Source organism: Vibrio navarrensis (genome assembly GCF_000764325.1).
Classification (GTDB): domain Bacteria; phylum Pseudomonadota; class Gammaproteobacteria; order Enterobacterales; family Vibrionaceae; genus Vibrio; species Vibrio navarrensis.
In genome coordinates this window covers 438,361-464,528 of record NZ_JMCG01000002.1, presented here as the reverse complement: position 1 = coordinate 464,528, position 26,168 = coordinate 438,361, and the positions used below count along the sequence as shown (strand labels likewise).

The window sequence follows — 26,168 nt, the reverse complement described above, 5'->3', positions numbered from 1 at the left end:
AGGTGACAAGCGAGTTAAGTTCCACCCAACCGAGACGAAGTAATGGCTAAAAAATTTACTCTGCCGTTTGCAGATAAGTTGCCTAAAATTCCCCAACGCTCCATGCCTGCAATCGGCGCACCCGTGATGGTGCTGGCGACGCTGGCGATGGTGGTATTGCCTATCCCCGCGTTCCTGTTGGACATGTTTTTTACCTTCAACATCGCCCTGTCGATGGTGGTGTTGCTGGTGACCGTTTATACGCGCCGTCCACTCGATTTTGCGGCGTTTCCGACCGTGTTGTTGATTGCAACGCTGTTACGTTTGGCTCTGAACGTTGCTTCGACGCGAGTGGTTTTGCTGAAAGGTCATGAAGGGGGCGATGCAGCCGGTAACGTGATTGAAGCCTTCGGTAACGTGGTTATCGGCGGGAACTATGCTGTTGGTTTAGTGGTGTTCCTCATCCTGATGATCATCAACTTTATGGTCGTGACCAAAGGTGCGGGGCGTATCTCTGAAGTGAGTGCACGCTTTACCTTAGATGCGTTACCGGGTAAGCAGATGGCGATTGACGCCGACCTTAACGCAGGCTTGATTGATCAAGAGCAAGCCCGTTTGCGCCGCTTTGAAGTGACCAAAGAAGCGGACTTCTACGGTTCGATGGACGGTGCCTCCAAGTTTGTCAAAGGGGATGCCATCGCGGGTATCTTGATCCTGTTCATCAACATCATTGGTGGCCTGTCTATCGGCATGGCGCAGCATGGTCTGGGCTTCTCTGAAGCCATCCAGATTTATACCCTTTTGACCATCGGTGACGGTCTGGTTGCGCAGATCCCATCACTACTCTTGTCGATTGCGGCAGCCATGATGGTGACACGGCAAAACACCGATGAAGATATGGGTGAGCAACTGATATTTCAGATGTTCGATAACCCGAAAGCACTGATGATTACCGCTGCCATTTTAGGCGTGATGGGTATTGTCCCAGGCATGCCCCATTTCTCCTTTTTGCTACTAGCGCTTGCTGCGGGTGCGGGAGCGTACTTTATCGATAAAAAGCAGAAGCAAAAAGCCAAGCAGCCCAAAACCCCAGCCGTTATAGATACCAGCAACGCGCCTTCGGTGCGTGAGCTTTCTTGGGATGATGTACAGCCAGTGGACATCATTGGCTTGGAGGTAGGCTATCGGCTGATCCCCTTGGTGGATAGGGACCAAGGTGGTGAACTATTAGAGCGGGTCAAAGGGGTGAGAAAAAAACTGTCGCAAGACTTTGGTTTCCTCATTCCCCCGGTGCATATTCGTGACAACCTTGAGCTTACGCCCAACAGTTATCGCATTACTTTAATGGGCGTTGCTGTCGGGGAAGCAGAAATTCGCCCAGACCAAGATCTGGCGATCAACCCTGGTCAAGTGTATGGCATGATTGATGGCGAACCGACAATCGATCCTGCATTTGGCCTTGAAGCAGTTTGGGTCCGCCCAGAGCAGCGTGAACATGCGCAGGCGCTGGGGTATACCGTGGTCGATTCCTCGACGGTGTTAGCAACGCACATGAGCCAGCTTTTAACCAACAATGCCTCGCAGCTGCTTGGTCACGAAGAAGTGCAGAACCTGCTGGAGATGCTGGGTCGTAGCGCACCGAAATTGGTGGAGAATTTTGTCCCTGACCAGCTGCCGCTTGGTGTGGTGGTGAAGGTATTACAAAATCTACTTAATGAAGCAATCCCAATCCGCGATATCCGTACCATAGTGCAGACCATGGCTGAGTACTCTTCGAAGAGTCAAGAACCCGACATTCTCACAGCGGCAGTTCGTATCTCACTGAAACGTCTAATTGTCCAAGAAATCAATGGAATAGAGCCTGAGCTGCCTGTGATAACCTTGATTCCAGAGCTGGAACAAATATTGCATCAGACCATGCAAGCGTCGGGTGGCGAGTCTGCGGGGATTGAACCTGGTCTCGCAGAGCGTCTGCAAGCCTCTCTGAGTATGGCAACTCAAGAACAAGAGCTGAAGGGCGAACCTGCGGTCTTATTGACCTCCGGCATGTTGCGTTCAACTCTGGCGAAGTTTGTGAAAAACACAATACCAAATCTCAGAGTGCTCTCGTATCAGGAGATACCAGACGAGAAACAGATCCGCATTGTACAGGCAGTGGGTAACTAATAGTTAAACCCTGTTAAATGGACGAATGGTTTGAAAATAAAACGATTTTTTGCCAAAGACATGAGAACGGCGCTCCTGCAAGTGAAAGAAGAGCTGGGAGCGGACGCAGTGATCATGTCCAATAAAAAAGTGGCCGGAGGGGTGGAGATCGTTGCTGCCATTGACGGAGACAGCGCGTCTTCGACTTTTGCTGCTACATCAAACCGCAGACAGACAGCAAATGCGCTTCAAGAGTCCGGGCAGTTTTCAAGTAGCTCAGCTGGGCGTCTTGCTTCTCGTGCGGTTGAAGATGATCGCGTCAGTTTGCGTAGTGAAAGCAGTGCAAAGAGCGACAATGGTTCTATGACCAAGCGCTTTGCCAACATGCTGAAGCAATACAACCAACAGAGCGATGAGCCACAACGCAAAAGCGAGAACGAAGATTCGTTATCAGCACTGCTGCAACGTCAATCCAAGCACCGTGACGATCAACATAGCTCAGTGCGGGTGCGTGAAAACTCACCGCTCGCGAAGTTAATCGCCGAAGACCGACGTATTGATAAGCCGCAACCCCGCCTTGATCCAACTCGTTATGATCGCCGTCAGCTTCCTCAGGAAAGCGATGAATCGGCCAACGAGTTGGAGAACATGCGTGAAGAGATGACCTCAATTCGTCGTCTGCTTGAACATCAAGTTTCTGGCCTTCTTTGGCAAGAAGTGGAGCGTAGAGAACCGCTGCGCGCCATGCTGATCAAGCGCCTTGAACGTATGGGTGTTTCGCCGGAGCTGGCAGACCAAATGGCTTGCTACATTCCCGAAGACACCAAACCCGCGCGCGCTTGGAAAGCACTTTTGGCACTGGTTTCAGATCAAATTGCCATCACCAAGCAAGATATCCTTAAGCGAGGTGGCGTTGTTGCCCTGCTTGGCCCTACAGGAGTAGGGAAAACCACCACTATCGCTAAACTCGCGGCTCGTGCGGCGATGGAGTACGGGGCGAATAACGTTGCCTTGGTCACCACAGATACCTATCGAATCGGTGCACATGAGCAACTCTCCATTTACGGCAGAATTATGGGCTGCCCGGTAAAAGTTGCTAAAGATTCTAAAGATTTAGCCGATGTAATCTACCAATTGAGAAATAGAAAACTCATTTTGGTTGATACCGCTGGTATGGGGCAGCGTGATGTACGCCTGTCCGAACAGTTAGACACGTTAATGCAAGAAAGTGGCGAAGTAATCCATAGCTACCTCGTTCTTCCCGCAACGGCGCAACGCAGAGTCCTTCAGGAAACTATCGAACATTTCCGACGAATTCCTTTGTCAGGTTGCATCCTGACTAAGCTCGATGAATCGTTGAGCTTGGGGGAGTTTATCAGCGTTGTAATTCAAAACGCTTTACCCGTGGCTTATATCGCCAACGGACAAAGAGTTCCTGAAGACATCGTGATTGCACAACCGAAATACATGATCGCGAAAGCGAATGAACTGCTTGAGAAGTCGACAGAGAATGAACCTCACTACTGGAACAGTGACAACGAAGGATTCTAGGCGGCGGACAATTATGACTGAGAATATGATACACGATCAAGCAAGCGGCCTCCGTCGCTTAACAAAACCTTCACTCACTAAAGTGATCGCGGTGACTGGTGGTAAAGGTGGTGTGGGTAAATCGAACGTTACCCTAGGATTGGCGATAGCCATGGCACGTCAAGGCAAAAAAGTCATGGTACTTGATGCCGACCTTGGCCTAGCAAATGTCGACGTTATGCTCGGAATTCGTTCAAAACGCAACCTAGGGCATGTCTTAGCTGGTGAGTGTGAATTAAAAGATGCTATTGTTGAAGGACCGTATGGTATTAGAATAATACCCGCGACTTCCGGAACACAAAGCATGACTGAGCTTTCACACGCTCAGCACGTCGGCTTAATCCGTGCCTTTGGTAGTTTGGAAGAAGAAATGGACGTGCTGCTGATTGACACCGCAGCGGGCATTTCAGACATGGTGATCAGCTTTTCGCGCGCCGCGCAGGATGTCTTGGTTGTTGTCTGTGATGAACCTACGTCAATTACCGATGCTTATGCTTTAATTAAGTTGTTAAGCAAAGAACATCAGGTGCAACGCTTCAAAATTGTTGCAAATATGGTCAGAAGCTACCGTGAAGGGCGAGAATTGTTTGCAAAATTGACTTTGGTCACAGAGCGATTCTTGAATGTGAGCCTCGAACTCGTAGCATGTATTCCATTAGATGATAAAGTTCGACAAGCGGTTAAAAAGCAAAAGATAGTCGTTGACGCCTTCCCGCGTTCTCCGGCTGCGCTAGCGATCAGCTCTTTGGCAAACAAAGCGTTAACTTGGCCGATACCAAAGACCCCAAGTGGGCATCTTGAGTTTTTTGTCGAGCGATTGCTAAGCCGCAATGAATTCTTAGAGGAACCGTTTGGTGAATAAAGCGCTAACCTATGATCAACACGCCAATGTAAACAGCCAAAAGCTGTTTATCGAGAGGTATTCCGTGTTGGTCAAACGCATTGCTCACCATCTATTAGGACGACTGCCACCCAGTGTACAAGTGGAAGATCTAATTCAAGCGGGCATGATAGGGTTGATTGAAGCGCAGCAAAATTACGATGCTTCAAAAGGCGCCAGTTTTGAAACTTACGCAGGAATCCGCATTCGCGGTGCCATGCTTGATGATATCAGGCGTGGTGATTGGGTTCCGCGTTCGGTCCATAAAAACAACCGAGAAATTAGTCAGGCGATTGCTGAATTGGAAGGGATTCTCAATCGTGATCCAAACGATGCAGAAGTGGCTGCTCACATGGGGTTAACCATGGAGCAATACCACGCTGCACTGACTGATATAAATTGCTCCCGTCTGATTGGTATTGAGGATTTAGGCGTTTCAGACGACGTCATCACCTCAGTCGAAGATTCAGAAGATAACAGCCCATTTAAAGGCGTTGCTGACGAATATTTCAGAAAAGCATTGGTTGAATCAATAAAACAGCTTCCAGAGCGTGAAGCTTTGGTACTTTCGCTCTATTATGATGAAGAGCTAAACTTAAAAGAAATTGGGGAAATTCTGAGTGTTAGCGAGTCACGTGTCAGTCAGATATTGAGCCAATCCATGCAACGTCTTCGCACTAAACTCAGTGCTTGGACACAACATGACTAAAGACACTGATTGTGAAATTCAGTGGAGGCAATTTTGAATAAAAACATGAAGATCCTTATTGTTGATGATTTCTCAACAATGCGCCGTATTGTAAAGAACCTGCTTCGTGATTTGGGTTTTAACAACACCCAAGAGGCGGACGATGGTTTGACAGCGTTACCTATGCTGAAAAAAGGTGATTTCGATTTCGTCGTGACGGATTGGAACATGCCTGGCATGCAGGGTATCGATCTACTGAAAAATATTCGTGCCGATGAGGAGCTTAAACACCTGCCAGTATTGATGATTACCGCTGAAGCGAAGCGTGAGCAGATCATTGAAGCGGCCCAAGCTGGGGTAAATGGCTATATCGTAAAACCGTTCACTGCTGCAACCCTGAAAGAAAAATTAGACAAAATATTCGAACGTTTATAAGACTCGTTTGAAGATAACTTCGTCAGAGCTGCTATAACCTAAGAAAAACTCAAAATTCGATCTTAGCGGCTCATCAGCGCAGCATGCTTACGGAGCATAAAACGAAAAGGGTCTATTCAGAATGATCTCATTAGAGCAAGCAAAGTCTCTAGTTGAATTGCTGGAAAATGGTGAACAGGCACAGGCAGATGCTTTGGTCGCTTCAATTTATGAGGATAAGGGAAACCTTATGCTGCAGGAAATTGGCGTATTGACCAGAGATCTACATGATTCACTGAAAAACTTCGCGTTTGATCAGCGAATGACGGAAATCACTCAAGATGAAATCCCTGATGCGAGGGATCGCCTTCAATACGTCATTGATAAAACGGAAGTTGCCGCCAATAAAACCATGGATGCTGTCGAGCATTGTCTACCGATTGCGGACAACTTGCATCAGTGCTTGGTGCAGGTTAGGCCGCAGTGGAACGAGTTAATGCGTGGCCGTATCGAACTGAGTGAGTTCAAGGCCCTTTGTCACCGTATTGACGAGTTATTGGTTCAGGTTGAAGGGGACAGCACTGAACTGAGAAGTCAATTAACAGAAATATTAATGGCTCAGGATTTTCAGGACCTCACAGGACAGATCATCCGTAGAGTCATTACCTTGGTAAATGAAGTGGAAGGGCGATTAGTCGAGATACTAACCGTCTTTGCCGCAAACAAACCACTAAAAGAAAACGTTTTAGACACCACCCCAAGTGCCAACAAAGAAAAAAGTGGAAGCGCGCCCGAAGGGCCGATTTTGCACCCAGAACTTCGTGAGGATGCGGTTGCGTCGCAAGATGAAGTCGATGATTTGTTATCCAGCCTCGGATTTTAAAGGTAACGTATGAGCTACGATTTAGACGAAGATATCCTACAAGACTTCTTAATTGAAGCCGGGGAAATTCTGGAACTGCTTTCTGAGCAGTTAGTAGAATTGGAAAATAATCCAGAAGACAGGGATCTTCTTAACGCTATTTTCCGTGGATTCCATACTGTTAAAGGTGGTGCTGGCTTTCTATCACTCGCTGAACTCGTTGATACCTGTCACGGCGCAGAAAACGTCTTCGATGTATTGCGTAATGGACAGCGTACCGTCACGCCTGCATTGATGGATACCATGCTACGAGCTCTGGATACGGTGAATACCCAGTTCAAGGCAGTTCAGGATCACGAGCCTTTAGAAGCCGCTGACCCTATGTTGCTGGACGAACTTCATCGTCTTTGCCGACCTGAATCTGAAGACGAAGTTGCTGAAGAAGCGATAGAAGTCGCTGAACCAGAACCGGAATTTGAACCGGAGCCTATCGTCGAAGAGCCAGTGCGAGAAGAAGCGGCACCAAGCGCGGTCAGTGCTTCTTCTGTCGATGAAATTACTCAAGATGAATTTGAAAAATTGCTTGATGAGTTGCATGGCAAAGGTTCCGCACCAGGTAAGAGTGCGGATACTGTGGCTCCTGCTGCTAAATCGGTTGCAACTCCAGTCGTTGACAGTGGTGATATTACCGACGACGAGTTTGAAAAACTTTTAGACGAGTTACACGGCGCCGGTAAGAGTCCTTCCTCGTCAGACTCTAAATCAGTGCCACCTGCAGCGCCTGCAACTCCAGCCAAGTCGGCTGCGGCTGCAGACAGTGATCTGATGACCGATGAAGAGTTTGAGAAACTGCTCGACGAGCTGCACGGTACTGGTAAAGGCCCTTCGATTGAAGAACTGGAAATGGCAACCAAGCCTGCTTCAGCAAACGTTAAAGAAACGCCTAAACCTGTAGAGAAACCAGCTGTAAAACCAGCACCGCAAGCAACGCCTAAAGTCGCACCTGCTGTCGCCAAAGCTGCGCCTCCTGCTCCACCAGCAACGCAAGAAGCAAAAGCACCCGCTGTCGCTGCGGCGAAAAAGCCACAAGCAGAGGCGACGGTTCGTGTTGATACCTCGACACTCGATACCATTATGAATATGGTTGGCGAACTTGTTTTAGTACGTAACCGTTTACTCAGTCTTGGCTTAAATAGCAACGATGAAGAGATGTCCAAAGCCGTTGCAAACCTTGACGTTGTAACCGCCGATCTGCAAGGCGCTGTCATGAAGACGCGCATGCAGCCGATTAAGAAAGTATTTGGTCGCTTCCCTCGCGTTGTTCGAGATCTTGCTCGTAGTTTGCAAAAAGACATCGTACTGGAAATGCGCGGCGAAGAAACGGATCTGGATAAAAACTTGGTTGAAGCCTTGGCTGATCCATTGATCCACTTAGTACGTAACTCTGTAGACCACGGCATCGAAATGCCTGAAGACCGAATCAAAGCGGGTAAATCTCGTACGGGTAAAGTCATTCTCTCTGCATCCCAGGAAGGGGATCACATTGAGCTAGCGATTGTCGATGACGGCGGTGGTATGGATCCAGATAAGCTACGTGCTATTGCGGTCAAACGTGGCATGATGGACGAAGATGCTGCGGCACGCTTGTCAAATAAAGAGTGTTTTAACCTCATTTTTGCGCCTGGTTTCTCAAGTAAAGAGAAAATTTCTGACATCTCCGGGCGCGGCGTCGGTATGGATGTGGTGAAGACGGCAATCAATACACTAAACGGTTCGATTGATATTGATTCTGAAATGGGCAAAGGAACGAAGATCACCATCAAGGTTCCTTTGACTCTGGCCATTCTTCCGACCTTAATGGTTGGAGTAGCTGGACACCCATTTGCATTGCCGCTGGCGTCTGTGAACGAGATCTTCCATCTTGACCTTAGCCGAACAAACGTTGTTGATGGACAATTGACCATCATTGTGCGCGACAAGTCTATTCCGCTGTTCTACTTGCAAAATTGGCTTGCTCCTAAAGCGGGTAAAGTGCAACTGCGCAAAGGACATGGTCACGTGGTTATCGTGCAAATTGGCAGTCAGCGTGTCGGTTTTGTCGTCGATACCTTGATTGGTCAAGAAGAAGTGGTTATTAAGCCGCTGGATAACTTACTGCAAGGTACGCCGGGAATGGCGGGTGCAACCATTACTAGTGATGGCCACATAGCTCTGATTCTGGATGTGCCGGATCTGCTCAAGCAATATGCAGCCGCGTCGCGGATATAATTTGAGCCACGATTTTTATAAGGATTCAAATGGCGATTAAAGTATTAGTAGTTGATGATTCAAGCTTTTTCAGACGACGCGTCAGTGAAATCATCAATGCCGAATCGCGCCTAGAAGTGATTGACGTTGCAGTCAACGGTAAAGAGGCGGTTGAGAAAGCTCAACGCCTCAAGCCAGACGTCATTACGATGGACATCGAAATGCCCGTTATGGATGGCATTTCGGCTGTTCGTGAAATTATGGCGTCGGTCCCGACGCCGATTCTGATGTTTTCTTCTTTGACTCATGACGGCGCTAAAGCCACTCTGGATGCACTTGATGCAGGTGCCTTGGATTTTCTACCGAAGAAGTTTGAAGACATCGCACGCAACCGTGACGAAGCAGTGTCTTTGTTGCAGCAGCGTGTTCTGCAGATTGCCTCGAAACGTGCTTTCATGCGACGCCCGGTAGTTCAACCCATTGAACGAACAACGCCAGCTTCGTCTCCAAGCTCCACGCGTGGCAGTTTTGGCTTGCGCCGTGATGTAGCGGCGCCAGCGCCAACTCGAGCACCAGTGACAACAAAATTTCGTGCTTCAGGGAAAAAATACCAGCTTACTGCGATTGGTACTTCTACTGGTGGTCCTGTCGCACTGCAAAAAATTCTCACCAAATTGCCAGCTAATTACCCGCATCCTATCGTCTTAATCCAACACATGCCTGCAACCTTTACTGCGGCCTTTGCAAGTCGTTTAAACTCGCTGTGTAAAATCCAAGTGAAAGAAGCGGAAGATGGCGATGTGTTACAAGCCGGTGTTGCTTACTTGGCGCCGGGTGGTAAGCAGATGATGATTGATGGCCGGCCTGGCGCTGCACGCTTGAGAATTATCGATGGTGGTGAGCGAATGAACTATAAGCCCTGTGTGGATGTGACCTTTGGCTCTGCGGCAAAAATTTACGCAGACAAAGTCCTTTCTATGGTGCTTACCGGTATGGGCGCAGATGGACGTGAAGGTGCACGCATGCTTAAGTCTGCAGGCTCAACAATTTGGGCTCAAGACGAAGAGAGCTGCGTGGTCTACGGTATGCCTCAGGCGGTGGCAAAAGCAGGGATCTCCAGCGAAGACCTGCCTTTGGATCGAATTGCCGAGCGTATGCTGGTTGAAGTGGGACTGGCATAAGGAAAGGTATGATTGTCTGGAGTGTAGCGAACCAAAAAGGCGGCGTCGGAAAAACGACCACCACAGTGACTTTAGCTGGCTTGCTGAGTAAGAAAGGGCATAGCGTGTTGTTAGTTGACACAGACCCCCATGCTTCTTTGACCACTTATCTGGGGTTTGATCCTGATGGCGTGTCCAGCAGTCTTTTTGATTTATTCCAGCTCAAAGAATTTAGTCGCGAGAGCGTGAGACCTCTCGTGATGAAAACCGATATTGAAGGTATCGACATAATTCCGGCGCACATGTCTTTGGCGACCCTGGACCGTGTGATGGGTAACCGCAGTGGGATGGGGTTGATTCTCAAGCGCGCTTTGATGGCGTTGTCGAAAGAATATGACTACGTATTGATTGATTGTCCTCCTATCCTTGGTGTGATGATGGTCAATGCATTGGCGGCGAGCGATCGTATTTTGATCCCGGTTCAAACGGAGTTTCTTGCGATGAAGGGGCTAGAACGCATGATCCGGACGCTAACCATTATGCAAAAATCTCGTCGCGATCCGTTTAAAGTGACGATAGTTCCGACCATGTATGACAAGCGAACTAAGGCTTCTTTGCAAACGTTAACCCAGCTGAAAAAAGACTATCCCGATAAGGTTTGGACGTCGGCGGTGCCAATAGACACCAAATTTAGAGATGCAAGTTTAAAACGTCTCCCAGCTTCGCACTTTGCGGATGGCAGCCGAGGCGTGTTTGCTTATAAGCAATTGCTGATCTATCTAGAGAGGTTAGCGATTGATGAGCAGTAAAGCAGCGGTGTTATCGAGTGAACAAGCACTAGATGATTATTTTAGTGCTTTACTATCTGAAGAGCAGGAACTTGAGCTGCTGGTGTCTGAGCCGAGTTCAGAGACTGCTTGGCAGGCGTCAGAGCATGAGCCGGAGTTGAAACTACAGTATTCAGAACCGGAATCATACAGTTACGCGGAAATCGAGGTTAAAGAACTTGAAGCGCCTAACCTTGAGGATGTTCAGCGTCTTCTAAGTCAATTGGAATCAACCAATGTGGTTGATGAGTTGGGTATTGATGAGCTGCTTGAGCAAAATACTGCGCAAATAGCCAGTCTGAAAGAAGAAGCAACCAAACCTTTAGAACAAGAGGTTTTTGTTTCGCAAGCCGACTTGGTTGAAGAAATTCAAGAGTGGGATATTGCTGACGAGGTTGAAGAGATCCAAGATTGGACCGTTTCGGAATCTTCGATCGCCCAGCCTACTATCGAAGAGATACAACCTGAGACGATTGTACAAGAACAGGTCGAGCTTGAATCAAAAATAGAAGCTCATATAGAGACAGAGCCGGAGCCAAAGACTCAAACTTCTGGTGCAGGGAAGCGTGAGTGGACCTCAACTGAACGCTCAGAGGCGTTTCAGGTACTCTATTTTGAAGTCAATAGCGTCACATTCGCTGTACCGCTAGATGAGCTTGGCGGCATTCATCAGATGACCACACTAAACCACTTGATCGGTCGTCCAGGCTGGTATCTTGGTCTACAGACTAACCGCGACCAGCAGTTAGATGTGGTCGATACCGCCAAGTGGGTAATGCCAGATAAACTGAAAGATGACGAGTACAAAGCGCACTATCAGTACATCGTTATGTTGGGAGCGAGCATGTGGGGGCTTGCCAGCAGTAAGCTTTTAGGGACCGAATTGCTTTACCCGCAGAAGGTGCGCTGGCGCGAGCAATCGGGTAAACGCCCGTGGCTTGCTGGGATGGTGAAAGAAAAAATGTGTGCTTTAATTCATGTAGAAGCATTAATTTCCATGCTAAATGCCGGACTAGATGTAAAATCACTAAATTAAGCATTTGAGAAGTCGGGAACGACATTAACGAGGATTACCTATGTCTCATTCTAACGAAGTAGAAGTGAAAAAAGATAAAACAAGTGATGAAGTACTTCAGTGGGTGACGTTCCAGCTGGAAGAAGAAACTTACGGCATCAACGTAATGCAGGTACGCGAAGTACTTCGCTACACTGAAATCGCTCCAGTTCCTGGTGCCCCTGACTATGTGCTAGGTATTATCAACCTACGTGGCAATGTCGTAACCGTTATTGATACGCGTGCACGTTTTGGTCTGATGGAAGGTGAAGTTACTGATAACACACGTATTATTGTGATTGAGTCTGAACACCAAGTGATTGGTATCTTGGTGGACAGTGTGGCTGAAGTAGTTTACCTACGTTCTTCTGAAATCGATTCAACACCTTCAGTGGGCACCGATGAGAGTGCTAAGTTTATTCAAGGTGTCAGCAACCGTGATGGTAAGCTTTTGATCTTGGTTGACTTGAACAAGCTCCTGACTGACGAAGAGTGGGATGAGATGGCTCATCTGTAATGGCAGAAGCGTTTTTCCAAAGCCCCGCGGTGTGGATCGGTGGGGCTGTGTTGGTGGTGTTGCTGCTGTTATTGATGCAGTGGCGTACGAAGAGTGTCTTGCAGAAGCAGCAAGATCACCAGCGTCTGCAACTGCGCAGCGTTGAAAAAGAGTTACAAAAGGCGAATAAACAGCTACTCGAAGTGCGCTCTGTCGTTGTCGGATTAGGGCAGAGAGTGACTGAACAGCAAGATATTATTCAACATCTCAACGAGCGCATTGTGGAGTTAGAACAGGCAGATACAGACGGTCGTCTCTACACTAGAGCAAGTAAGATGGTTCAGCTCGGTGCGGATATTAACGAACTGATTGAAGAGTGTGAGCTACCTAAGGCTGAAGCGGAGCTGATGCTGTCACTGCAAAAGAAAATTGCGGGTAAAGAGAAAGTTCCGCCGTTGAGTGGCCATCCTAATGAATTTGAGCCTCCGCGTGCGCAGCGGCCCAAAGGGCGCCGATAAACGTGAAATCAGGCAAACAAAAAAGAAGCTTCGGCTTCTTTTTTTGCTTTTGCATGAAACACTTGGTACAAGGTTCAACCATTCTCCATCCCCCTTTAGATGTAGATTTAAATAATTGTGATAGCAGTTAACAATTTCTCACGAAGTTACAAATTTGAACGCCCTGTTATCCTGTCTTGTCTCGGAACAGATGTGCTAATATACCCGCTCATTTTATGTAGCTATGAAGCTTATGCTGGAAGTATCAAATCTAACTGCGATTCGCGACGAGCGCGTTCTTTTCGAGAACTTGACATTTTCTATTCAACCCGGAGAGCTGGTGCAGATCGAGGGGCGCAATGGCACTGGCAAAACCACTTTGCTACGCATTGTCACAGGGCTGGGTGATAAAGAAGAGGGAGAGATCCTGTGGAAAGGGGAGCGAATTGACAAAAGCAGAGATGAGTTTCATCAGGATCTCTTATTCCTCGGCCACCAGACCGGGGTAAAAAGAGAACTGACCGCGTTTGAAAATCTCAGTTTTTATCAATCTGTTCACCAAGAATCTTCCTCTCAGGAGGCGATATTCCAAGCCTTGGCGAAAGTCGGGCTTGCTGGTCGAGAAGATGTACCTGTCGCCCAACTGTCTGCGGGTCAACAACGAAGAGTTGCACTGGCGCGTTTATGGCTGAGTAAACAAGTTCTTTGGATTTTGGATGAACCACTCACCGCGATAGACAAGCAAGGGGTAAAAGTTCTTGAGGCGCTGTTTGCGCATCACGCCGAGAATGGTGGCATTGTGATTCTGACCACACATCAGGACATGTTTGCTGATAGCCCGAAACTCAGAAAAATTAAGTTGGGTGACTGATATGATCTCGGCCATGACGACCATTATCCGCCGTGAATTGCTGATAGCGTTTCGACGTCAAGCTGACGTGTTAAATCCACTGTGGTTTTTCATCATCGTGATAACCTTATTTCCACTAAGCATTGGTCCAGAGCCCAATCTATTAGCACGAATCGCTGCAGGCATTGTGTGGGTCGCTGCACTGCTCTCTGCGTTGTTATCGCTTGAGCGATTATTTCGCGACGATTTTCAAGATGGCTCGCTTGAACAGATGATGCTGATGCCGATCCCATTGCAACTTGTGGTGATCTCTAAGGTCATATCCCATTGGGTATTGACAGGCTTACCACTGATTTTGATTAGTCCAGTATTGGCGATTATTTTATCGCTCGATTTTAATACCTGGTTAGCGGTGGTGTTGACACTGCTTGTGGGCACACCGACACTCAGTTTCATTGGTGCGATTGGCGTTGGGTTAACCGTCGGCTTACAAAAAGGTGGTGTGCTACTGAGCTTATTGATCCTACCGCTGTACATCCCTATTTTGATTTTTGCTACCTCGGCGATTGATGCTGCGGCATTAGGAATGGGTTATAGCGGTCAACTGGCTATTCTGGGTGCGATGCTGGTGGGGGCAACAACCTTAACTCCATTTGCAATAAGCGCGGCTCTGAGAGTCAGCGTTAACTAGGTGTGTCAAATCACCTTTGCAACAAGATTACACTAATAAAAATAACGATCGCACAGCGAGTGTGTCACACGCTGTTTGTGTCCTGTGAAGTAGAGTGAGAAATAGACATGTGGAAATGGCTCCATCCCTATGCAAAGCCAGAGGCAGCTTACCAACTCAGTGGTAAATTGTTGCCTTGGTTTTCTGTGCTGGCCTTAATTTTGTTGCTCGTTGGCAGCATTTGGGGGTTGGCGTTTGCCCCATCAGATTACCAACAGGGCGATAGTTTCCGTATCATTTATATCCATGTCCCATCGGCCATTTGGTCTATGGGGGTGTACATGTCGATGGCGATAGCCGCGTTTATTGGCATCGTATGGCAATTACGTCTCGCCGATATGGCAGCGCTGGCGATGGCTCCGATTGGCGCTGTGTATACCTTTATCGCTTTAGTGACGGGCGCAGTTTGGGGTAAGCCCATGTGGGGAACTTGGTGGGTTTGGGATGCTCGCCTAACTTCAGAGTTGATCCTGCTGTTTCTCTATTTAGGCGTGATTGCTCTTTATCATGCATTTGATGATCAAAAAACCGCCGCGAAAGCCGCCGGCATATTGGCGATTGTTGGTGTAATTAACCTACCGATTATTCATTTTTCAGTCGAGTGGTGGAATACGCTTCACCAAGGCGCCACGATTACTAAATTTGCCAAACCGTCCATATCAGCTTCAATGCTTTGGCCGTTACTTCTGAACATTTTTGGTTTTGCGTTCTTCTTTGGTGCGGTCGCTATGGTGCGTTTTCGCAATGAAATATTAAGTAAAGAGAGTCATCGCCCTTGGGTGAAAGAGCTCGCTTTGGCTAAAACTCAGTGAGGTATTGAGCCATGTATTTTGAATCTCTGAGTGATTTTTTTGCAATGGGTGGCTACGCAGCGTATGTGTGGGGCTCATTTGCTATTACTTTTTTTGCCATGCTGGCTTTATACGTAAGCAGTGCTCGCCGCACAGGTGCTTTGCTTGATGAAGTGAAAGCAAAAGTTGATCGACAAGCTCGTATTGATGCCGCCAAGAATATGGAGAACACCCTATGAATCCAAGACGTAAAAAGAGACTGAGTATTATCTTAGCCATCTTTGTCGGCATTGGGGCGACCATTGGTTTGATGTTGTACGCGCTTAGCCAGAATATGGACCTGTTTTACACGCCAACTGAGCTCGTTCAAGGCAAAGATGATGGTACCAAACCCGAAGTGGGGCAGCGGCTGCGAATTGGCGGAATGGTGGTGAAGGGATCGGTTCGTCGCGACCCGGAATCACTGAAAGTGAGCTTCGAACTTGCTGATGTAGGACCGAAAGTGACCATTGAATATGAAGGCATACTTCCGGATCTGTTCCGTGAAGGGCAGGGCATAGTGGCTCAAGGCGTGCTCAAAAATGCGACCACAGTAGAAGCTTTCGAAGTGCTGGCAAAACACGATGAAGAGTATATGCCGCCAGAAATTGCTGAGGCGATGCAAAAGAACCACGCACCACTGCAATACACCACAGAGCAAAAACAGGGGAGTGGTCAATGATTGCTGAAATTGGGCATTTTGCCCTGATCCTCTCTCTGTCAATGGCGGTTTTATTGAGTGTATTGCCATTGTGGGGGGCTTCCAACAACAACACCATGCTGATGAATAGCGCGCGTCCTCTCTCTTGGGCGATGTTCTTAATGTTGCTCTTCTCCTTCGCTGCGCTTGCGTATGGCTTTTATGCCAACGATTTCACCTTGCAATACGTCGCGAGTAACTCAAACAGCCAGTTACCTTGGTATTATCGTCTCACCGCGGTTTGGGGCGCTCACGAGGGATCTTTACTGCTGTGGGTCTTGATCCAAGCCGCATGGACCGTTGCCGTCGCCACTTTTAGCCGCGGTATGCCGCAAGAGTCGGTCGCGCGAGTGTTGGCCGTCATGGGGATGATCTCTGTTGGCTTTTTGCTGTTCATCATCGTCACATCGAACCCATTCTTACGCACTCTACCTTTCTTCCCGGTTGATGGGCGCGATCTTAACCCGCTGTTGCAAGACCCGGGTCTTATCGTCCATCCGCCAATGCTCTACATGGGCTACGTCGGCTTTTCGGTCGCCTTCTCGTTTGCGATTGCCTCGCTGATGACTGGTCGATTGGATACCGCTTGGGCGCGTTGGTCTCGTCCGTGGACAACGGCGGCTTGGGTCTTTTTGACCTTAGGCATTGCTCTGGGTTCTTGGTGGGCATATTACGAGCTTGGCTGGGGCGGCTGGTGGTTCTGGGATCCAGTAGAAAACGCCTCGTTCATGCCTTGGTTGGCAGGCACGGCGCTCATGCACTCGTTAGCAGTCACGGAAAAACGCGGTACTTTTAAAGCCTGGACGGTACTGCTCGCGATTTCGGCGTTTTCGCTCAGCCTGCTTGGCACCTTCTTGGTCCGTTCGGGCATCCTGGTCTCGGTGCACGCTTTTGCCTCTGATCCTGCGCGCGGTATGTTTATTCTTGGCTTCTTAGTCTTTGTCATCGGCGGCTCATTGTTACTGTTTGCCGTTAAAGGCGCATCGGTGCGAGTTCGCGGCAACTTTGATCTCATTTCGCGAGAAAATGCCTTGCTGGCGAACAACGTCATGCTCATCGCCGCTCTCGTGGTGGTGCTGGTTGGTACCTTACTGCCGCTAGTGCATAAGCAGTTGGGTTTGGGTTCGGTCTCTATTGGCGCGCCGTTCTTTAATATGCTTTTCGCTTGGTTGATGATGCCGTTTGCTTTCCTGCTGGGGATCGGTCCACTGATCCGTTGGAAGCGTGACCAGCTATCGTCTTTGTACAAACCGATGCTGATCTCAGCGGTGATTTCACTGGGTCTTGGCGCATTGTGTGTCTACCTACTCGCGGACTTCTTTGATGCCATGGCTTACATTGGCTGGGTGATGGCGATTTGGATCATCACAATGCACGCTTTTGAACTGCATCAACGCGCGACTCATCGCCACTCATTCGTTGAAGGCGTAGGTAAACTGCAGCGCAGCCACTGGGCAATGATGTTAGGTCACGTCGGTTTGGCGGTAACGGTGATCGGCATTGCCATGGTGCAAAATTTCAGCATTGAGCGAGATGTACGTTTGGCACCGGGTGAGCATTTCCAAATCCAAGGCTACGACTTCTACTTCTCCGGTCTGAGAGACAAAGACGGCCCGAACTACGATGGCTATATCGCTGACTTTGAAATTAGTCATAATGGTAATTACATCAACACCTTGCATGCGGAAAAACGCTTCTATCGCACAGCGAAATCCATGATGACTGAAGCGGCGATCGATCGTGGTATTACGCGCGATTTATACATTGCAATGGGTGAGCGTTTGGAAGATAACCGCTCATGGGCAGTGCGTATCTACTACAAACCTTTTGTTCGTTGGATCTGGGCTGGCTCTATCATCATGTCACTTGGCGGTATTTTGGCGATTTCTGACAGGCGCTACCGTTTTCGCAAGAAGAAAGGAGCCCAAGAGCCGATGAAAAACCAAGAGCAGGAGGCGTAAATGAATAAAAAAGTACTCTTTATTCCGCTGGCGATTTTTCTGATTCTCGCGGCGACTTTTGCCACCCAGTTGGTCAAAAACCAGCACGGCGATGATCCTACCAAGCTGGAGTCGGTACTTATTGGTAAACCAGTACCTCAGTTCCGTTTGGAAGATTTGGTTGAGCCGGGCAAGCTTTATGATCAAGCGATCTTTAAAGGTGAGCCGTTACTGCTCAATGTTTGGGCGACTTGGTGTCCAACCTGCTACGCGGAGCACCAGTATCTTAATCAACTCGCCTCGCAAGGGGTGAAAATCATCGGTATGAACTACAAAGATGACCGCAATAAAGCGGTGGGATGGCTGAACGATCTCGGCAATCCTTATCTCATCAGCTTGTTTGATGGCAACGGCATGCTGGGCTTGGATCTCGGCGTATATGGCGCTCCTGAAACCTTTGTCATTGACGCCGCAGGGGTGATTCGTTATCGCCATGTTGGAGATGTCAATCCGCGTAACTGGGCCGAAACCCTTGAACCTCTTTACAAGCAGTTAGTTCAGGAGGCGAAGCAATGAAAAAGTGGATTTGGGCGTTATTCACCGCTATGACTTTCTCTTTGTCTGCTTATGCCGCGATTGAAGTGTACGAGTTCGATAATTTGCAGCAAGAACAGCAGTTTAAAGAGCTTGGTAACACCTTGCGCTGCCCTAAATGTCAAAACAACACTATCGCTGATTCGAACGCCGCTTTAGCGCAAGACTTGCGCCATAAAGTGTATGAGATGACTAAAGAAGGTAAATCCAAGCAAGAAATCATCGATTACATGGTGGCGCGCTATGGCAATTTTGTGACCTACAATCCGCCGCTCACCGTCGCGACGTCCATCCTCTGGCTTGGGCCGCTGTCGGTCTTGCTCATCGGATTTTCTCTGATTATCTTGCGCAGCCGAAAGCGCAAAGCGGTCAGTGCTTCTGAGCAAGAAAAATGGGATGCAGAGAAAGAAGCGCGTTTAAAAGCATTACTTCAGGATGAAAACAACGGAGACAAGCAGTAATGACACTATTTTGGTTATCCACCGTTGCCCTGAGTGTATTAGCGTGCGTGATGGTCGCTTTGCCGCTCATCAAGCGCAAAGAGAACAATGACGACATCTTGCGTGACGAACTGAACAAGGAGTTCTACAAAGACCGTTTGTCTGAGCTGCAAGAGGAAACGTCGGAAGGTTTGGTGGTCGATCAACAAGAATTGATCGCCGATCTTAAGCAGTCACTTCTCGATGATATTCCATCTCAGACGGATAAAATGCAGTCGCGCATTTCCTCCACGGCGGTAATTGTCCCTTCTGTACTGCTTACGATCGTGCTCAGTTACGGCTTGTACATCAAATTTGGCGCATACCAAGAGGTGGATGCGTGGCATCAAGTGAGTGCCAACTTGCCGGAATTATCGAAAAAGCTGATGTCTTCCACCGCAGAGCCACTTAGCGATGAAGAGATGCAGGACCTGACTCTGGCACTGCGTACCCGTTTGCACTACCAGCCACAAGATTCCACAGGCTGGCTGTTGTTGGGGCGTATTGCGTTGGCTAACCGCGATATTGGCACGGCGATTGATGCGATGCGAAAAGCGTACGATATCCAACCTAACGACGCAGACGTCAAGCTGGGTTATGCACAAGCACTGATGTTGTCACAAGATGAAATGGATCAAGCCAATGCGCGGTCTATTTTAGGTGAGCTGGTACAGCAAGATTACGTTGATTTGCGAGTCTTCTCTTTACTGGCGTTTGATGCTTTTGAGCGTCAAGATTTTGCCGCCGCAGTGAAGTACTGGAGCATTATGCAGCAGATGATCGGCCCTGAAGACAGCCGCTATGAGATGCTCACTCGCAGTATTGAAAGTGCCAAACAGCGTTTGGGTGAAGGAGCGCCAGCCGCCTCTGGTGTTGCTGTTACCATTGAACTTGCGCCAAATGTGCAAGCGGATCCCAATGCGGTGCTGATTGTCTCGGTGCATCGTGCCGATGGGTCACCCATGCCCGTTGCTGCGGCACGTTATCCACTTGGTTCATTTCCGCGTACAGTGATGTTGGATGATAGTAACAGCATGATGCAAGGGCAAAATTTGTCGAGTTTGAGCGAAGTGATGGTCAGGGCTCGTCTTGACTCGGATGGCAATGTCACTACTCGCGATCATGATTGGTATGGTGAAAGCGAGGTTGTTGCAATCAATCAACCTGTTACAGTAACGATTAATAAACAATATTAATCTCGTTTACTATTGCGTAGAATCTATGGGCCAGCGATTGCTGGCCTTTATATTGATTCGTTGTCACGATGGAAATTACCATGTTAAACCAAGGGAAATCTTTGCTGGTTTTGCTGGCACTGCTGATGAGCCTCGCTGGCTGTTCATCCGTACCAGAGAGTGTAGGGGAAACGTCTGAAACTACTTTGGACCAAACAAGCTATGAGGGTGATCCGTTCGAGTCGTTCAACCGCTCGATGTGGACATTGAACTACGAATACCTCGATCCCTACTTAGTGAGACCCGTTTCATTAGCGTATGTGGAGTATACGCCAACCCCCGTTCGCTCTGGCATTGCCAACTTCCTTTCTAACTTGGATGAACCATCCAGTGTGGTGAACAACCTATTAATGGGCAACGGTGAGAAAGCGGTCAATCACTTTAACCGTTTTTGGATAAACTCAACCTTTGGCCTGCTTGGCTTAATCGACATTGCGTCAGCCGCAGGGATCAATAAAAACGACAATAAGTCTTTTAGTGATGCAGCAGGGCACTATGGTGTTGGCAATGGCCCCTATTTGATGATCCCAGGCTATGGCCCTTATACCGTGCGAGAAGTCACAGACACGGTGGATGGTCTCTATGTGCCATTAGTTTATCTCAACTTTTGGGCGAGTTTAGGTAAGTGGGCTTTCGAAGGGATGGAAACGCGAGCGCTGCTCGTTTCTCAAGAAGCTCAGTTGGAAACGTCGCCCGATCCGTATGCTTTGACGCGAGAAGTCTACCTACAACGCCAGGCGTTTAAAGCGGAAGTGACGGTGGATGAGATTGACGAGCAAGAAGAAGATCTGCTCGATGAATATCTTGCCGAAGATTTCTAAACGGAAAAAGGGCCTTGCTGATACCAAGGCCCTTTGTTTATCTGACTCTGTTCAAGGAACAGAGCAGTTTAGAAGCGGTAGCTTGCCTGAACACCAACGAGCCAAACATTGCCAGAAACTTCGCCTTCAAAAGCGCCGCCGACTAACTGTGCTTTGTCATCTGATTCATAGCCGCGTGACTCTTTGATCTTGGCATCTTTGGCGAAGATATAAGTAAAGCCCGCGTCTAGGGTTAAGTCGTCGGTGAGCAAATAACTGGCACCGATGCTCAGCCAAGTACGATCTGTTTCCGGGATGGTAATAGTGCGGTTTTTATCGCTCACCGCAGAGGTGTCGTAAGCCACACCCGTACGTAGTGCAAGCTTGGCGTCCCACTGGTAAGTCGCACCCAGCGCGAAGCGATAGTTGTCTTCCCAGTTTTCGACTTTGACCATTTTTGTGCCGATGGTATCTAAGTTTGCTTCGAGTTTTTCAAACGAACTCCAATTGGTCCAATTGATGCTCGCATGCATGGCAAGTTTTTCATTTAATTGATGGAAGCTCGCGAGCTCAGCTGTGGCAGGAAGAGTGAGGAGCATATAGCCATTGTCGCGCAACTGAGGGAGCTGCGGTGTACCAAAGCCGAAGCCAATGCCTTCCGCGTGCCCTTCGAGTTTCAGTTCTACTTCAGATTTGTAAGTAAAGCCAACGCGGTGACTTTGATTGATTTGCCATGCAGAGCCGAGCTGCCATCCCCACGCAGTGTCGTCCCCTTCCATATATTTTAATGTGGTACCTTGCGGAACACTAATTGGTTGGTTGGTCACAGGATGTAATGCTACAACATTCTTTGCTGGCGCTGTTGCACCAAAGCTTCCTTCCGCAACAATATAGCGAACACCGCCACCAATACTGAATTGTTCATTGAGCTGGTAAGCCAGATTCAAATTCGCTTCTTTGCTGATGACACTCGCTTCGTTGCCAAAGTGTGAGGCCGTGAAATCTTTGCTCAGTTCGGTCTCCATTCCGTAGTTGGTACCCAGAGCAAAACCAATAGCTAGCTGGTCGTTATAGCGATGAGAGATGTATAGGTTTGGAATGATGGCATCATGTGCAAAGTCTTCAGAACTGGCTGAAGAGTTGCCTAGCATTGGGTGACGAACTTCACCTTTTACATCAATATTCGGATTCACATAAATCGCACCGACAGAGATCTGTGTACCTTTGAGGTAAGTCAGCATAGCAGGATTGCGCCACTGTGCGCCTGCGTTGTCGGCCATCGCAGCTTCGCCAGCATACGCACGCCCTAAGCCAGTTGCGGAGTACTCGGCTAATTGGAAGCCCGCCGCGTGAGCTTGATGGATAGAAGTTAGCAGGCTAAAAGCGACCGCCGTGGAGAGGAGAGTCTTGTTGGTTTTCATTATTGTTCGCTGAATTTGTGAATAGGTAGGCAAGAATTTTAAAGATAGAGTAATTGCTTTAGAAATGAGATTCTGCAATTACGTAGTATTTGGAGTTTTTATCTATAAAATTGGAATTATTAGACTGATAAACTATTTGATATTGTAATGTCTTTTAATTTCAGCGAACACTCGTGTTATAAAATCGTGGTTACAGCACACAGTTGTGCACTCAAATTGGTGTATTTTTTGCGGTAAAAAAGCAAAAAGAGCTGGAAACCAGCTCTTTATTGATCATGACAAAATGGTACTTTGCTTAGAAAGTGCGGCTGTACTGTAAGCCAAAGAGAATGGCGTTTGCACGAGTAGTAGCAGAGATACTAGATAGCTCTAATGGTCCCATCTCGGTAGTTTCATTCACTTGAACGTCATTACCAACTAGATAAGTCAGACCAATATCCACATTTGATTTATCGTCGATTTGATAGGTTGCACCTGCGGAAAACCACTGACGATCTGAGTCTGGTACTGATACAGATGTGGTTTTATCTTGTGCACTGGTGTCATACATGTAGCCACCACGTAGAGTCCAGTCGTTGTTTAAGTAGTAAGTACCACCGATAGAGTAGTGCCAACCATCCTGCCAGTTATACTCATTTAACGTAGTTTTAGTATCATTGATAGTTGCATCTAGTTTATCGAATGCTTTCCAGCCAATGTACTGAACACTATAGTGAACAGCGAATTTAGTGTCCTTGATTCTATGATAACCAGAAAATTCTGCAATATCTGGTAGTGGCATGTGGAGCTTACCATTACTATCGGAGTTTGTTAGGTACTGTACGTCGCCTTTAGCTTCGATTTCTGGACTATAGCGGTAAGAAAGACCAAATCGGTTGTTTTCATCTAGTTCAAAAACAGTACCTAAGTTGAAACCAACACCAAAACCGTCAGCTTCCGCATTGACTAAAGATGTCCCTTTGGGCGCTCCAACATAACATTGACCCGGAGCTATTACTGTACCGCCAATAGCACTACATTGTGGATCGCCAAATGGCAAGATGGTGCTGGTTCCTGAACCTGCTTTACGTTGTAGCTTTCCGCTTCCGTAGATGAGGTCGAGACCCAAACCAAAACTCCATTGCTCATTTAAACGATATGAGCCTGCAACGCCAAGGTTTACACTTTTAACATCGGTTAAACCGCCGTATTCAGACCAAGAAAGATCGTTAGAAAAATCTGTCTTCGTGCCAAAGTTTGAATAAGCATTAACACCCCAAGCAAACTTTTCGTTTACTGGCACGATAAGATGGATATTTGGTGCAATCGATGTACCTCCTGCATCATCGTAAGATTCCGCAGGCGACCCGTCATATTGAACATTTTTTGCAGTTATATCGGTGGTAATTGTTTCAAAGCCGAGTGACAACGCGGTCTCATCAAACAGCGCCATAGCCGCAGGGTTACGTGCCATCACGGCAGCATTATCGGCGATAACCGCATCACCCGCAAAAGCACGGCCGATACCCGTTGCCGATTGTGCGTTAAGTTGGAAACCTGCTGCCAAGGTTTGGCCTGAAGCAAGGGCGACTGTCACTGCGAGGAGAGACTTTTTAAACAGACGCGTGTTGTTAGTCATTGTATTTTCCTTTGAATAAGCGCCTCTAATGGGCGTTGTGTTTGAGCTTTTGCTCAGTGCGCCGAGATCCTATGCTTAAGCATAGCGAATACAAATCCGACCATTGGCTAAAAAGGAGCGAAAATTAAATAAATGGAGTCTATCTGACAGGATTTTGGGGTGAAGTGACATTAAATAGAGTTACAGCTCTATTTATTAATGGGCGTTGTGAATGGTATGGTTACTTGATATAAAAAAAGCCGCTACTTCGACGAAGTTGGCGGCTTTTCTCATCACAAAGTTCGACTAAGGCATAGGCTTAATCATAGGTGCCAGTTTGTTTGCCAGTTGAGCGACATCTTCCCCTTGTTCCCCAACCAAAATCAGGCTGCTGTTGCCAACCGCTTTTACCATGCCAGACAGGCCGGACTGGGAGAAATCACCAGTTGTCTGTGGCGGGATATTCGTAAGAAAGAGCGTCACCTTCCCCTGTTTTCCCTGAAATACCATATGTAGAGCATTGGATTGGCCAAAGCCGCAATGGTTCAGGTAGTAAACATGGTATGGAAAGCGTTCATCAAACTGGTAAGCAAAAGGAGACAATTTGGCGTTAATTTGCTCCGAAGAGACTTGCTCATCTAGTTGATTTACAAAAGCACTTTCTGCAATCACATGCTGTACTGCGGTTTCGGCAAGACTCGCTTGTGCTGGGGAGACAAGTAAGTTACCCCAGTTTAGTTGGCCAAGTAGTAAGCCCGCAGTAAAGGCAAAAGATGCAGCCATTGCCATCGCTTTTTTACCAAAGTTAGGGCGAACGACATTCTCTCGCGCAGCGATAGAGGATTGCGAGAACAAAACTTTATCCACCAGATTGTCAGGTACGCTGACATTCATGGCTTGTTTAATTTGGCTATCAAGATCAAGGACATCGTCTAAAAACTTGTTGTGATTTTCGTTGCCCGCCAGTGTTTGTAGCATCTCCTCATCAAGCTGTTTAGGATCCGACAAAATACGGCGACGGAATTCTAAATCATCCATTTTTTTGCCCCCTTTGAGTTTTGTCCGAATCTAACAGATCTTTAAGCTGATTTCGGGCACGGAATAGACGTGTCATGACCGTGTTGGTGTTTAATTCTAAGATTTCGCTGATTTCGTCTCCGCTAAATCCACCAACGACTTGGAGAAAAAGAGGCTCACGATACTCAACGTCCAATTTCATAATTTGTGCTTGCAGCCATTCGTTTTGATGATGGGCATCGTCGTTGACACGAGCCTCGCCACTGTAATCTTCGATGTCTACTAACTCAAACTGTTTGCGTTCGAAGCGGCGCGCGTTTTCCCTTCTCAAGATAGTAATTAACCAGGATTTCGCTGCCTTTTCATCCAGTAGGCTATCGAGAGATTTCCACGCTCGTAAGCAGGTTTCCTGTACTAGGTCTTCTGCGGTTGTTTGATCTTTGCACAACCAGTAAGCGTAGCGGTATAAATCTCGGTGATAAGCTCGAACTAGAGCTTCATATTTTCTTTGTTTGTCCATGTCAGGATTGACCGGATCATCTGACTTTTTCTTTCCGAAAAAATGAAAAATTGCCACAAGAGCCTCCATTCTTGCTCGGAGTGGGATAAGCGCATTGATATAAAAATGAGTCTTATCAATTTTATAAACTCAGCAAGTTCGCCCGGAGTGTAACGCAATGACTGACCTTTTGGATACTAAAGGCATAGCGGGTTTGTCAGATTTATTCAAACAAACAAGTTGTTGCATGATTTGCTAGAAAAAGACATTTAGATGATGAAGATCAGAGAAAGCAGATAATCGTGTTCGCTAATGCGCCTAACAGCGTGAAAATCGAGATAAAATTGATCTAATTCAAATTTCATTGCAGCAAACTGGTTATAGTAAACCCTGTCATCTAGTTAATCCTCTGGGTTAACGTGTTGAGCAAGATGACACTTCCTTTTGAAGGCTGACTTTACTTTCTCCTAATCAGGAAACTGATTATTTCAATTGGCGTAAGTTAATTGTTTTATACCAATTCCAACCACACAAATCTGTGTGGTTTTTTTTTGCCTGCGGTTAACCTATCTCTCCTTTGTTTCTGCTAACGTAATGAAATTTAGCCATTTCTTAGAAATGACACCTGCAATAGATC

The 26,168-nt window shown here is 47.6% G+C and carries 26 protein-coding genes; 22 read left to right on the top strand and 4 right to left on the bottom strand.

The annotated features are described in order from the left end of the window. The first annotated feature begins 42 nt into the window (after positions 1–42). The 22 genes from flhA to EA26_RS16330 all read left to right on the top strand — a co-directional run bounded on the left by flhA (position 43) and on the right by EA26_RS16330 (position 21,018). Complete coding sequence (flhA, locus tag EA26_RS16435) at positions 43–2,145, top strand: flagellar biosynthesis protein FlhA (protein ID WP_039430168.1); 2,103 nt, start codon at positions 43–45, stop codon at positions 2,143–2,145. A 30-nt stretch (positions 2,146–2,175) separates the two neighbouring features. After that, positions 2,176–3,675, top strand: coding sequence for a flagellar biosynthesis GTPase FlhF (flhF, locus tag EA26_RS16430; RefSeq protein ID WP_039430167.1), 1,500 nt, complete (start codon positions 2,176–2,178; stop codon positions 3,673–3,675). Between the two features lie 13 nt (positions 3,676–3,688). Beyond that, entirely contained in the window at positions 3,689–4,576 is an 888-nt protein-coding gene (locus EA26_RS16425) for a MinD/ParA family protein (RefSeq protein WP_039430164.1), read from the top strand. After that, entirely contained in the window at positions 4,569–5,303 is a 735-nt protein-coding gene (locus tag EA26_RS16420; RefSeq protein WP_039430162.1) for an RNA polymerase sigma factor FliA, read from the top strand. The genes EA26_RS16425 and EA26_RS16420 overlap by 8 nt, the downstream gene beginning before the upstream one ends. Positions 5,304–5,348: 45 nt before the next feature. Beyond that, a complete protein-coding gene (gene cheY, locus EA26_RS16415) occupies positions 5,349–5,717 on the top strand; it encodes a chemotaxis response regulator CheY (RefSeq protein WP_000697869.1) in 369 nt (122 codons plus the stop codon). Positions 5,718–5,838: 121 nt separating this feature from the next. After that, entirely contained in the window at positions 5,839–6,579 is a 741-nt protein-coding gene (locus EA26_RS16410; protein WP_039430154.1) for a protein phosphatase CheZ, read from the top strand. Between the two features lie 9 nt (positions 6,580–6,588). After that, complete coding sequence (locus EA26_RS16405; RefSeq protein WP_039430153.1) at positions 6,589–8,826, top strand: chemotaxis protein CheA; 2,238 nt, start codon at positions 6,589–6,591, stop codon at positions 8,824–8,826. A 29-nt stretch (positions 8,827–8,855) separates the two neighbouring features. Beyond that, positions 8,856–9,986, top strand: a complete 1,131-nt coding sequence (locus tag EA26_RS16400; RefSeq protein WP_039430151.1) for a protein-glutamate methylesterase/protein-glutamine glutaminase — start codon at positions 8,856–8,858, stop codon at positions 9,984–9,986. An 8-nt stretch (positions 9,987–9,994) separates the two neighbouring features. Continuing rightward, the gene (locus EA26_RS16395) at positions 9,995–10,774 is read left to right on the top strand and encodes a ParA family protein (protein WP_039430149.1); all 780 of its coding nucleotides are present in this window, start codon (positions 9,995–9,997) and stop codon (positions 10,772–10,774) included. Continuing rightward, positions 10,764–11,828, top strand: a complete 1,065-nt coding sequence (locus EA26_RS16390) for a chemotaxis protein CheW (RefSeq protein ID WP_039430147.1) — start codon at positions 10,764–10,766, stop codon at positions 11,826–11,828. The genes EA26_RS16395 and EA26_RS16390 overlap by 11 nt, the downstream gene beginning before the upstream one ends. 40 nt (positions 11,829–11,868) lie before the next feature. Continuing rightward, positions 11,869–12,363, top strand: a complete 495-nt coding sequence (locus tag EA26_RS16385) for a chemotaxis protein CheW (protein ID WP_039430144.1) — start codon at positions 11,869–11,871, stop codon at positions 12,361–12,363. After that, positions 12,363–12,860: a DUF2802 domain-containing protein gene (locus tag EA26_RS16380; RefSeq protein ID WP_039430143.1), complete on the top strand. Its 498-nt coding sequence runs from the start codon at positions 12,363–12,365 to the stop codon at positions 12,858–12,860. The genes EA26_RS16385 and EA26_RS16380 overlap by 1 nt, the downstream gene beginning before the upstream one ends. 232 nt (positions 12,861–13,092) lie before the next feature. Next, on the top strand, positions 13,093–13,710 hold the full coding sequence (ccmA, locus tag EA26_RS16375) for a cytochrome c biogenesis heme-transporting ATPase CcmA (protein ID WP_039430141.1): 618 nt from the start codon (positions 13,093–13,095) through the stop codon (positions 13,708–13,710). Between the two features lies 1 nt (position 13,711). After that, positions 13,712–14,380, top strand: coding sequence for a heme exporter protein CcmB (gene ccmB, locus EA26_RS16370; RefSeq protein WP_039430139.1), 669 nt, complete (start codon positions 13,712–13,714; stop codon positions 14,378–14,380). Between the two features lie 107 nt (positions 14,381–14,487). Further along, entirely contained in the window at positions 14,488–15,231 is a 744-nt protein-coding gene (locus EA26_RS16365) for a heme ABC transporter permease (RefSeq protein WP_039430138.1), read from the top strand. Positions 15,232–15,242: 11 nt separating this feature from the next. Then, positions 15,243–15,449, top strand: coding sequence for a heme exporter protein CcmD (gene ccmD, locus EA26_RS16360; protein ID WP_039430136.1), 207 nt, complete (start codon positions 15,243–15,245; stop codon positions 15,447–15,449). Beyond that, positions 15,446–15,931, top strand: coding sequence for a cytochrome c maturation protein CcmE (gene ccmE, locus EA26_RS16355; RefSeq protein ID WP_039430133.1), 486 nt, complete (start codon positions 15,446–15,448; stop codon positions 15,929–15,931). Before ccmD ends, ccmE begins: the two co-directional genes overlap by 4 nt. Next, positions 15,928–17,910 carry a heme lyase CcmF/NrfE family subunit gene (locus EA26_RS16350; protein ID WP_039430131.1) on the top strand — a complete coding sequence of 661 codons (1,983 nt, stop codon included), beginning with the start codon at positions 15,928–15,930 and terminating at the stop codon, positions 17,908–17,910. The genes ccmE and EA26_RS16350 overlap by 4 nt, the downstream gene beginning before the upstream one ends. After that, positions 17,911–18,465 carry a DsbE family thiol:disulfide interchange protein gene (locus tag EA26_RS16345; RefSeq protein ID WP_039430129.1) on the top strand — a complete coding sequence of 185 codons (555 nt, stop codon included), beginning with the start codon at positions 17,911–17,913 and terminating at the stop codon, positions 18,463–18,465. It begins immediately after the preceding gene. Beyond that, positions 18,462–18,944 (top strand): cytochrome c-type biogenesis protein, encoded by a 483-nt coding sequence (locus EA26_RS16340; RefSeq protein ID WP_039430128.1) that lies wholly within the window; start codon positions 18,462–18,464, stop codon positions 18,942–18,944. Before EA26_RS16345 ends, EA26_RS16340 begins: the two co-directional genes overlap by 4 nt. Beyond that, entirely contained in the window at positions 18,944–20,158 is a 1,215-nt protein-coding gene (gene ccmI / locus EA26_RS16335; RefSeq protein WP_039430125.1) for a c-type cytochrome biogenesis protein CcmI, read from the top strand. The genes EA26_RS16340 and ccmI overlap by 1 nt, the downstream gene beginning before the upstream one ends. 80 nt (positions 20,159–20,238) lie before the next feature. Next, positions 20,239–21,018 carry an MlaA family lipoprotein gene (locus EA26_RS16330; RefSeq protein ID WP_152593741.1) on the top strand — a complete coding sequence of 260 codons (780 nt, stop codon included), beginning with the start codon at positions 20,239–20,241 and terminating at the stop codon, positions 21,016–21,018. A 68-nt stretch (positions 21,019–21,086) separates the two neighbouring features. On the opposite strand, the gene EA26_RS16325 is transcribed toward EA26_RS16330, so the two are convergent. The 4 genes from EA26_RS16325 to EA26_RS16310 all read right to left on the bottom strand — a co-directional run bounded on the left by EA26_RS16325 (position 21,087) and on the right by EA26_RS16310 (position 25,621). Continuing rightward, positions 21,087–22,418, bottom strand: a complete 1,332-nt coding sequence (locus tag EA26_RS16325; protein WP_039430122.1) for an outer membrane protein transport protein — start codon at positions 22,416–22,418, stop codon at positions 21,087–21,089. Between the two features lie 295 nt (positions 22,419–22,713). Beyond that, positions 22,714–24,036 carry an outer membrane protein transport protein gene (locus tag EA26_RS16320; protein WP_039430119.1) on the bottom strand — a complete coding sequence of 441 codons (1,323 nt, stop codon included), beginning with the start codon at positions 24,034–24,036 and terminating at the stop codon, positions 22,714–22,716. A 285-nt stretch (positions 24,037–24,321) separates the two neighbouring features. After that, on the bottom strand, positions 24,322–25,053 hold the full coding sequence (locus EA26_RS16315) for a DUF3379 family protein (RefSeq protein WP_039430117.1): 732 nt from the start codon (positions 25,051–25,053) through the stop codon (positions 24,322–24,324). After that, positions 25,046–25,621 carry a sigma-70 family RNA polymerase sigma factor gene (locus tag EA26_RS16310; RefSeq protein ID WP_152593330.1) on the bottom strand — a complete coding sequence of 192 codons (576 nt, stop codon included), beginning with the start codon at positions 25,619–25,621 and terminating at the stop codon, positions 25,046–25,048. Before EA26_RS16310 ends, EA26_RS16315 begins: the two co-directional genes overlap by 8 nt. Between the last annotated feature and the right edge of the window lie 547 nt (positions 25,622–26,168).

What these genes read in the sequence shown, in the direction of transcription:
- flhA (WP_039430168.1), top strand. Translation starts at nt 43, where the DNA reads ATGGCTAAAAAATTTACTCTGCCGTTTGCAGATAAGTTGCCTAAAATT.
- EA26_RS16425 (WP_039430164.1), top strand. Translation starts at nt 3,689, where the DNA reads ATGACTGAGAATATGATACACGATCAAGCAAGCGGCCTCCGTCGCTTA.
- cheY (WP_000697869.1), top strand. Translation starts at nt 5,349, where the DNA reads ATGAAGATCCTTATTGTTGATGATTTCTCAACAATGCGCCGTATTGTA.
- EA26_RS16410 (WP_039430154.1), top strand. Translation starts at nt 5,839, where the DNA reads ATGATCTCATTAGAGCAAGCAAAGTCTCTAGTTGAATTGCTGGAAAAT.
- EA26_RS16405 (WP_039430153.1), top strand. Translation starts at nt 6,589, where the DNA reads ATGAGCTACGATTTAGACGAAGATATCCTACAAGACTTCTTAATTGAA.
- EA26_RS16400 (WP_039430151.1), top strand. Translation starts at nt 8,856, where the DNA reads ATGGCGATTAAAGTATTAGTAGTTGATGATTCAAGCTTTTTCAGACGA.
- EA26_RS16395 (WP_039430149.1), top strand. Translation starts at nt 9,995, where the DNA reads ATGATTGTCTGGAGTGTAGCGAACCAAAAAGGCGGCGTCGGAAAAACG.
- EA26_RS16390 (WP_039430147.1), top strand. Translation starts at nt 10,764, where the DNA reads ATGAGCAGTAAAGCAGCGGTGTTATCGAGTGAACAAGCACTAGATGAT.
- EA26_RS16385 (WP_039430144.1), top strand. Translation starts at nt 11,869, where the DNA reads ATGTCTCATTCTAACGAAGTAGAAGTGAAAAAAGATAAAACAAGTGAT.
- EA26_RS16380 (WP_039430143.1), top strand. Translation starts at nt 12,363, where the DNA reads ATGGCAGAAGCGTTTTTCCAAAGCCCCGCGGTGTGGATCGGTGGGGCT.
- ccmA (WP_039430141.1), top strand. Translation starts at nt 13,093, where the DNA reads ATGCTGGAAGTATCAAATCTAACTGCGATTCGCGACGAGCGCGTTCTT.
- ccmB (WP_039430139.1), top strand. Translation starts at nt 13,712, where the DNA reads ATGATCTCGGCCATGACGACCATTATCCGCCGTGAATTGCTGATAGCG.
- EA26_RS16365 (WP_039430138.1), top strand. Translation starts at nt 14,488, where the DNA reads ATGTGGAAATGGCTCCATCCCTATGCAAAGCCAGAGGCAGCTTACCAA.
- ccmD (WP_039430136.1), top strand. Translation starts at nt 15,243, where the DNA reads ATGTATTTTGAATCTCTGAGTGATTTTTTTGCAATGGGTGGCTACGCA.
- ccmE (WP_039430133.1), top strand. Translation starts at nt 15,446, where the DNA reads ATGAATCCAAGACGTAAAAAGAGACTGAGTATTATCTTAGCCATCTTT.
- EA26_RS16350 (WP_039430131.1), top strand. Translation starts at nt 15,928, where the DNA reads ATGATTGCTGAAATTGGGCATTTTGCCCTGATCCTCTCTCTGTCAATG.
- EA26_RS16345 (WP_039430129.1), top strand. Translation starts at nt 17,911, where the DNA reads ATGAATAAAAAAGTACTCTTTATTCCGCTGGCGATTTTTCTGATTCTC.
- EA26_RS16340 (WP_039430128.1), top strand. Translation starts at nt 18,462, where the DNA reads ATGAAAAAGTGGATTTGGGCGTTATTCACCGCTATGACTTTCTCTTTG.
- ccmI (WP_039430125.1), top strand. Translation starts at nt 18,944, where the DNA reads ATGACACTATTTTGGTTATCCACCGTTGCCCTGAGTGTATTAGCGTGC.
- EA26_RS16330 (WP_152593741.1), top strand. Translation starts at nt 20,239, where the DNA reads ATGTTAAACCAAGGGAAATCTTTGCTGGTTTTGCTGGCACTGCTGATG.
- EA26_RS16325 (WP_039430122.1), bottom strand. Translation starts at nt 22,418, where the DNA reads ATGAAAACCAACAAGACTCTCCTCTCCACGGCGGTCGCTTTTAGCCTG.
- EA26_RS16320 (WP_039430119.1), bottom strand. Translation starts at nt 24,036, where the DNA reads ATGACTAACAACACGCGTCTGTTTAAAAAGTCTCTCCTCGCAGTGACA.
- EA26_RS16315 (WP_039430117.1), bottom strand. Translation starts at nt 25,053, where the DNA reads ATGGATGATTTAGAATTCCGTCGCCGTATTTTGTCGGATCCTAAACAG.
- EA26_RS16310 (WP_152593330.1), bottom strand. Translation starts at nt 25,621, where the DNA reads ATGGAGGCTCTTGTGGCAATTTTTCATTTTTTCGGAAAGAAAAAGTCA.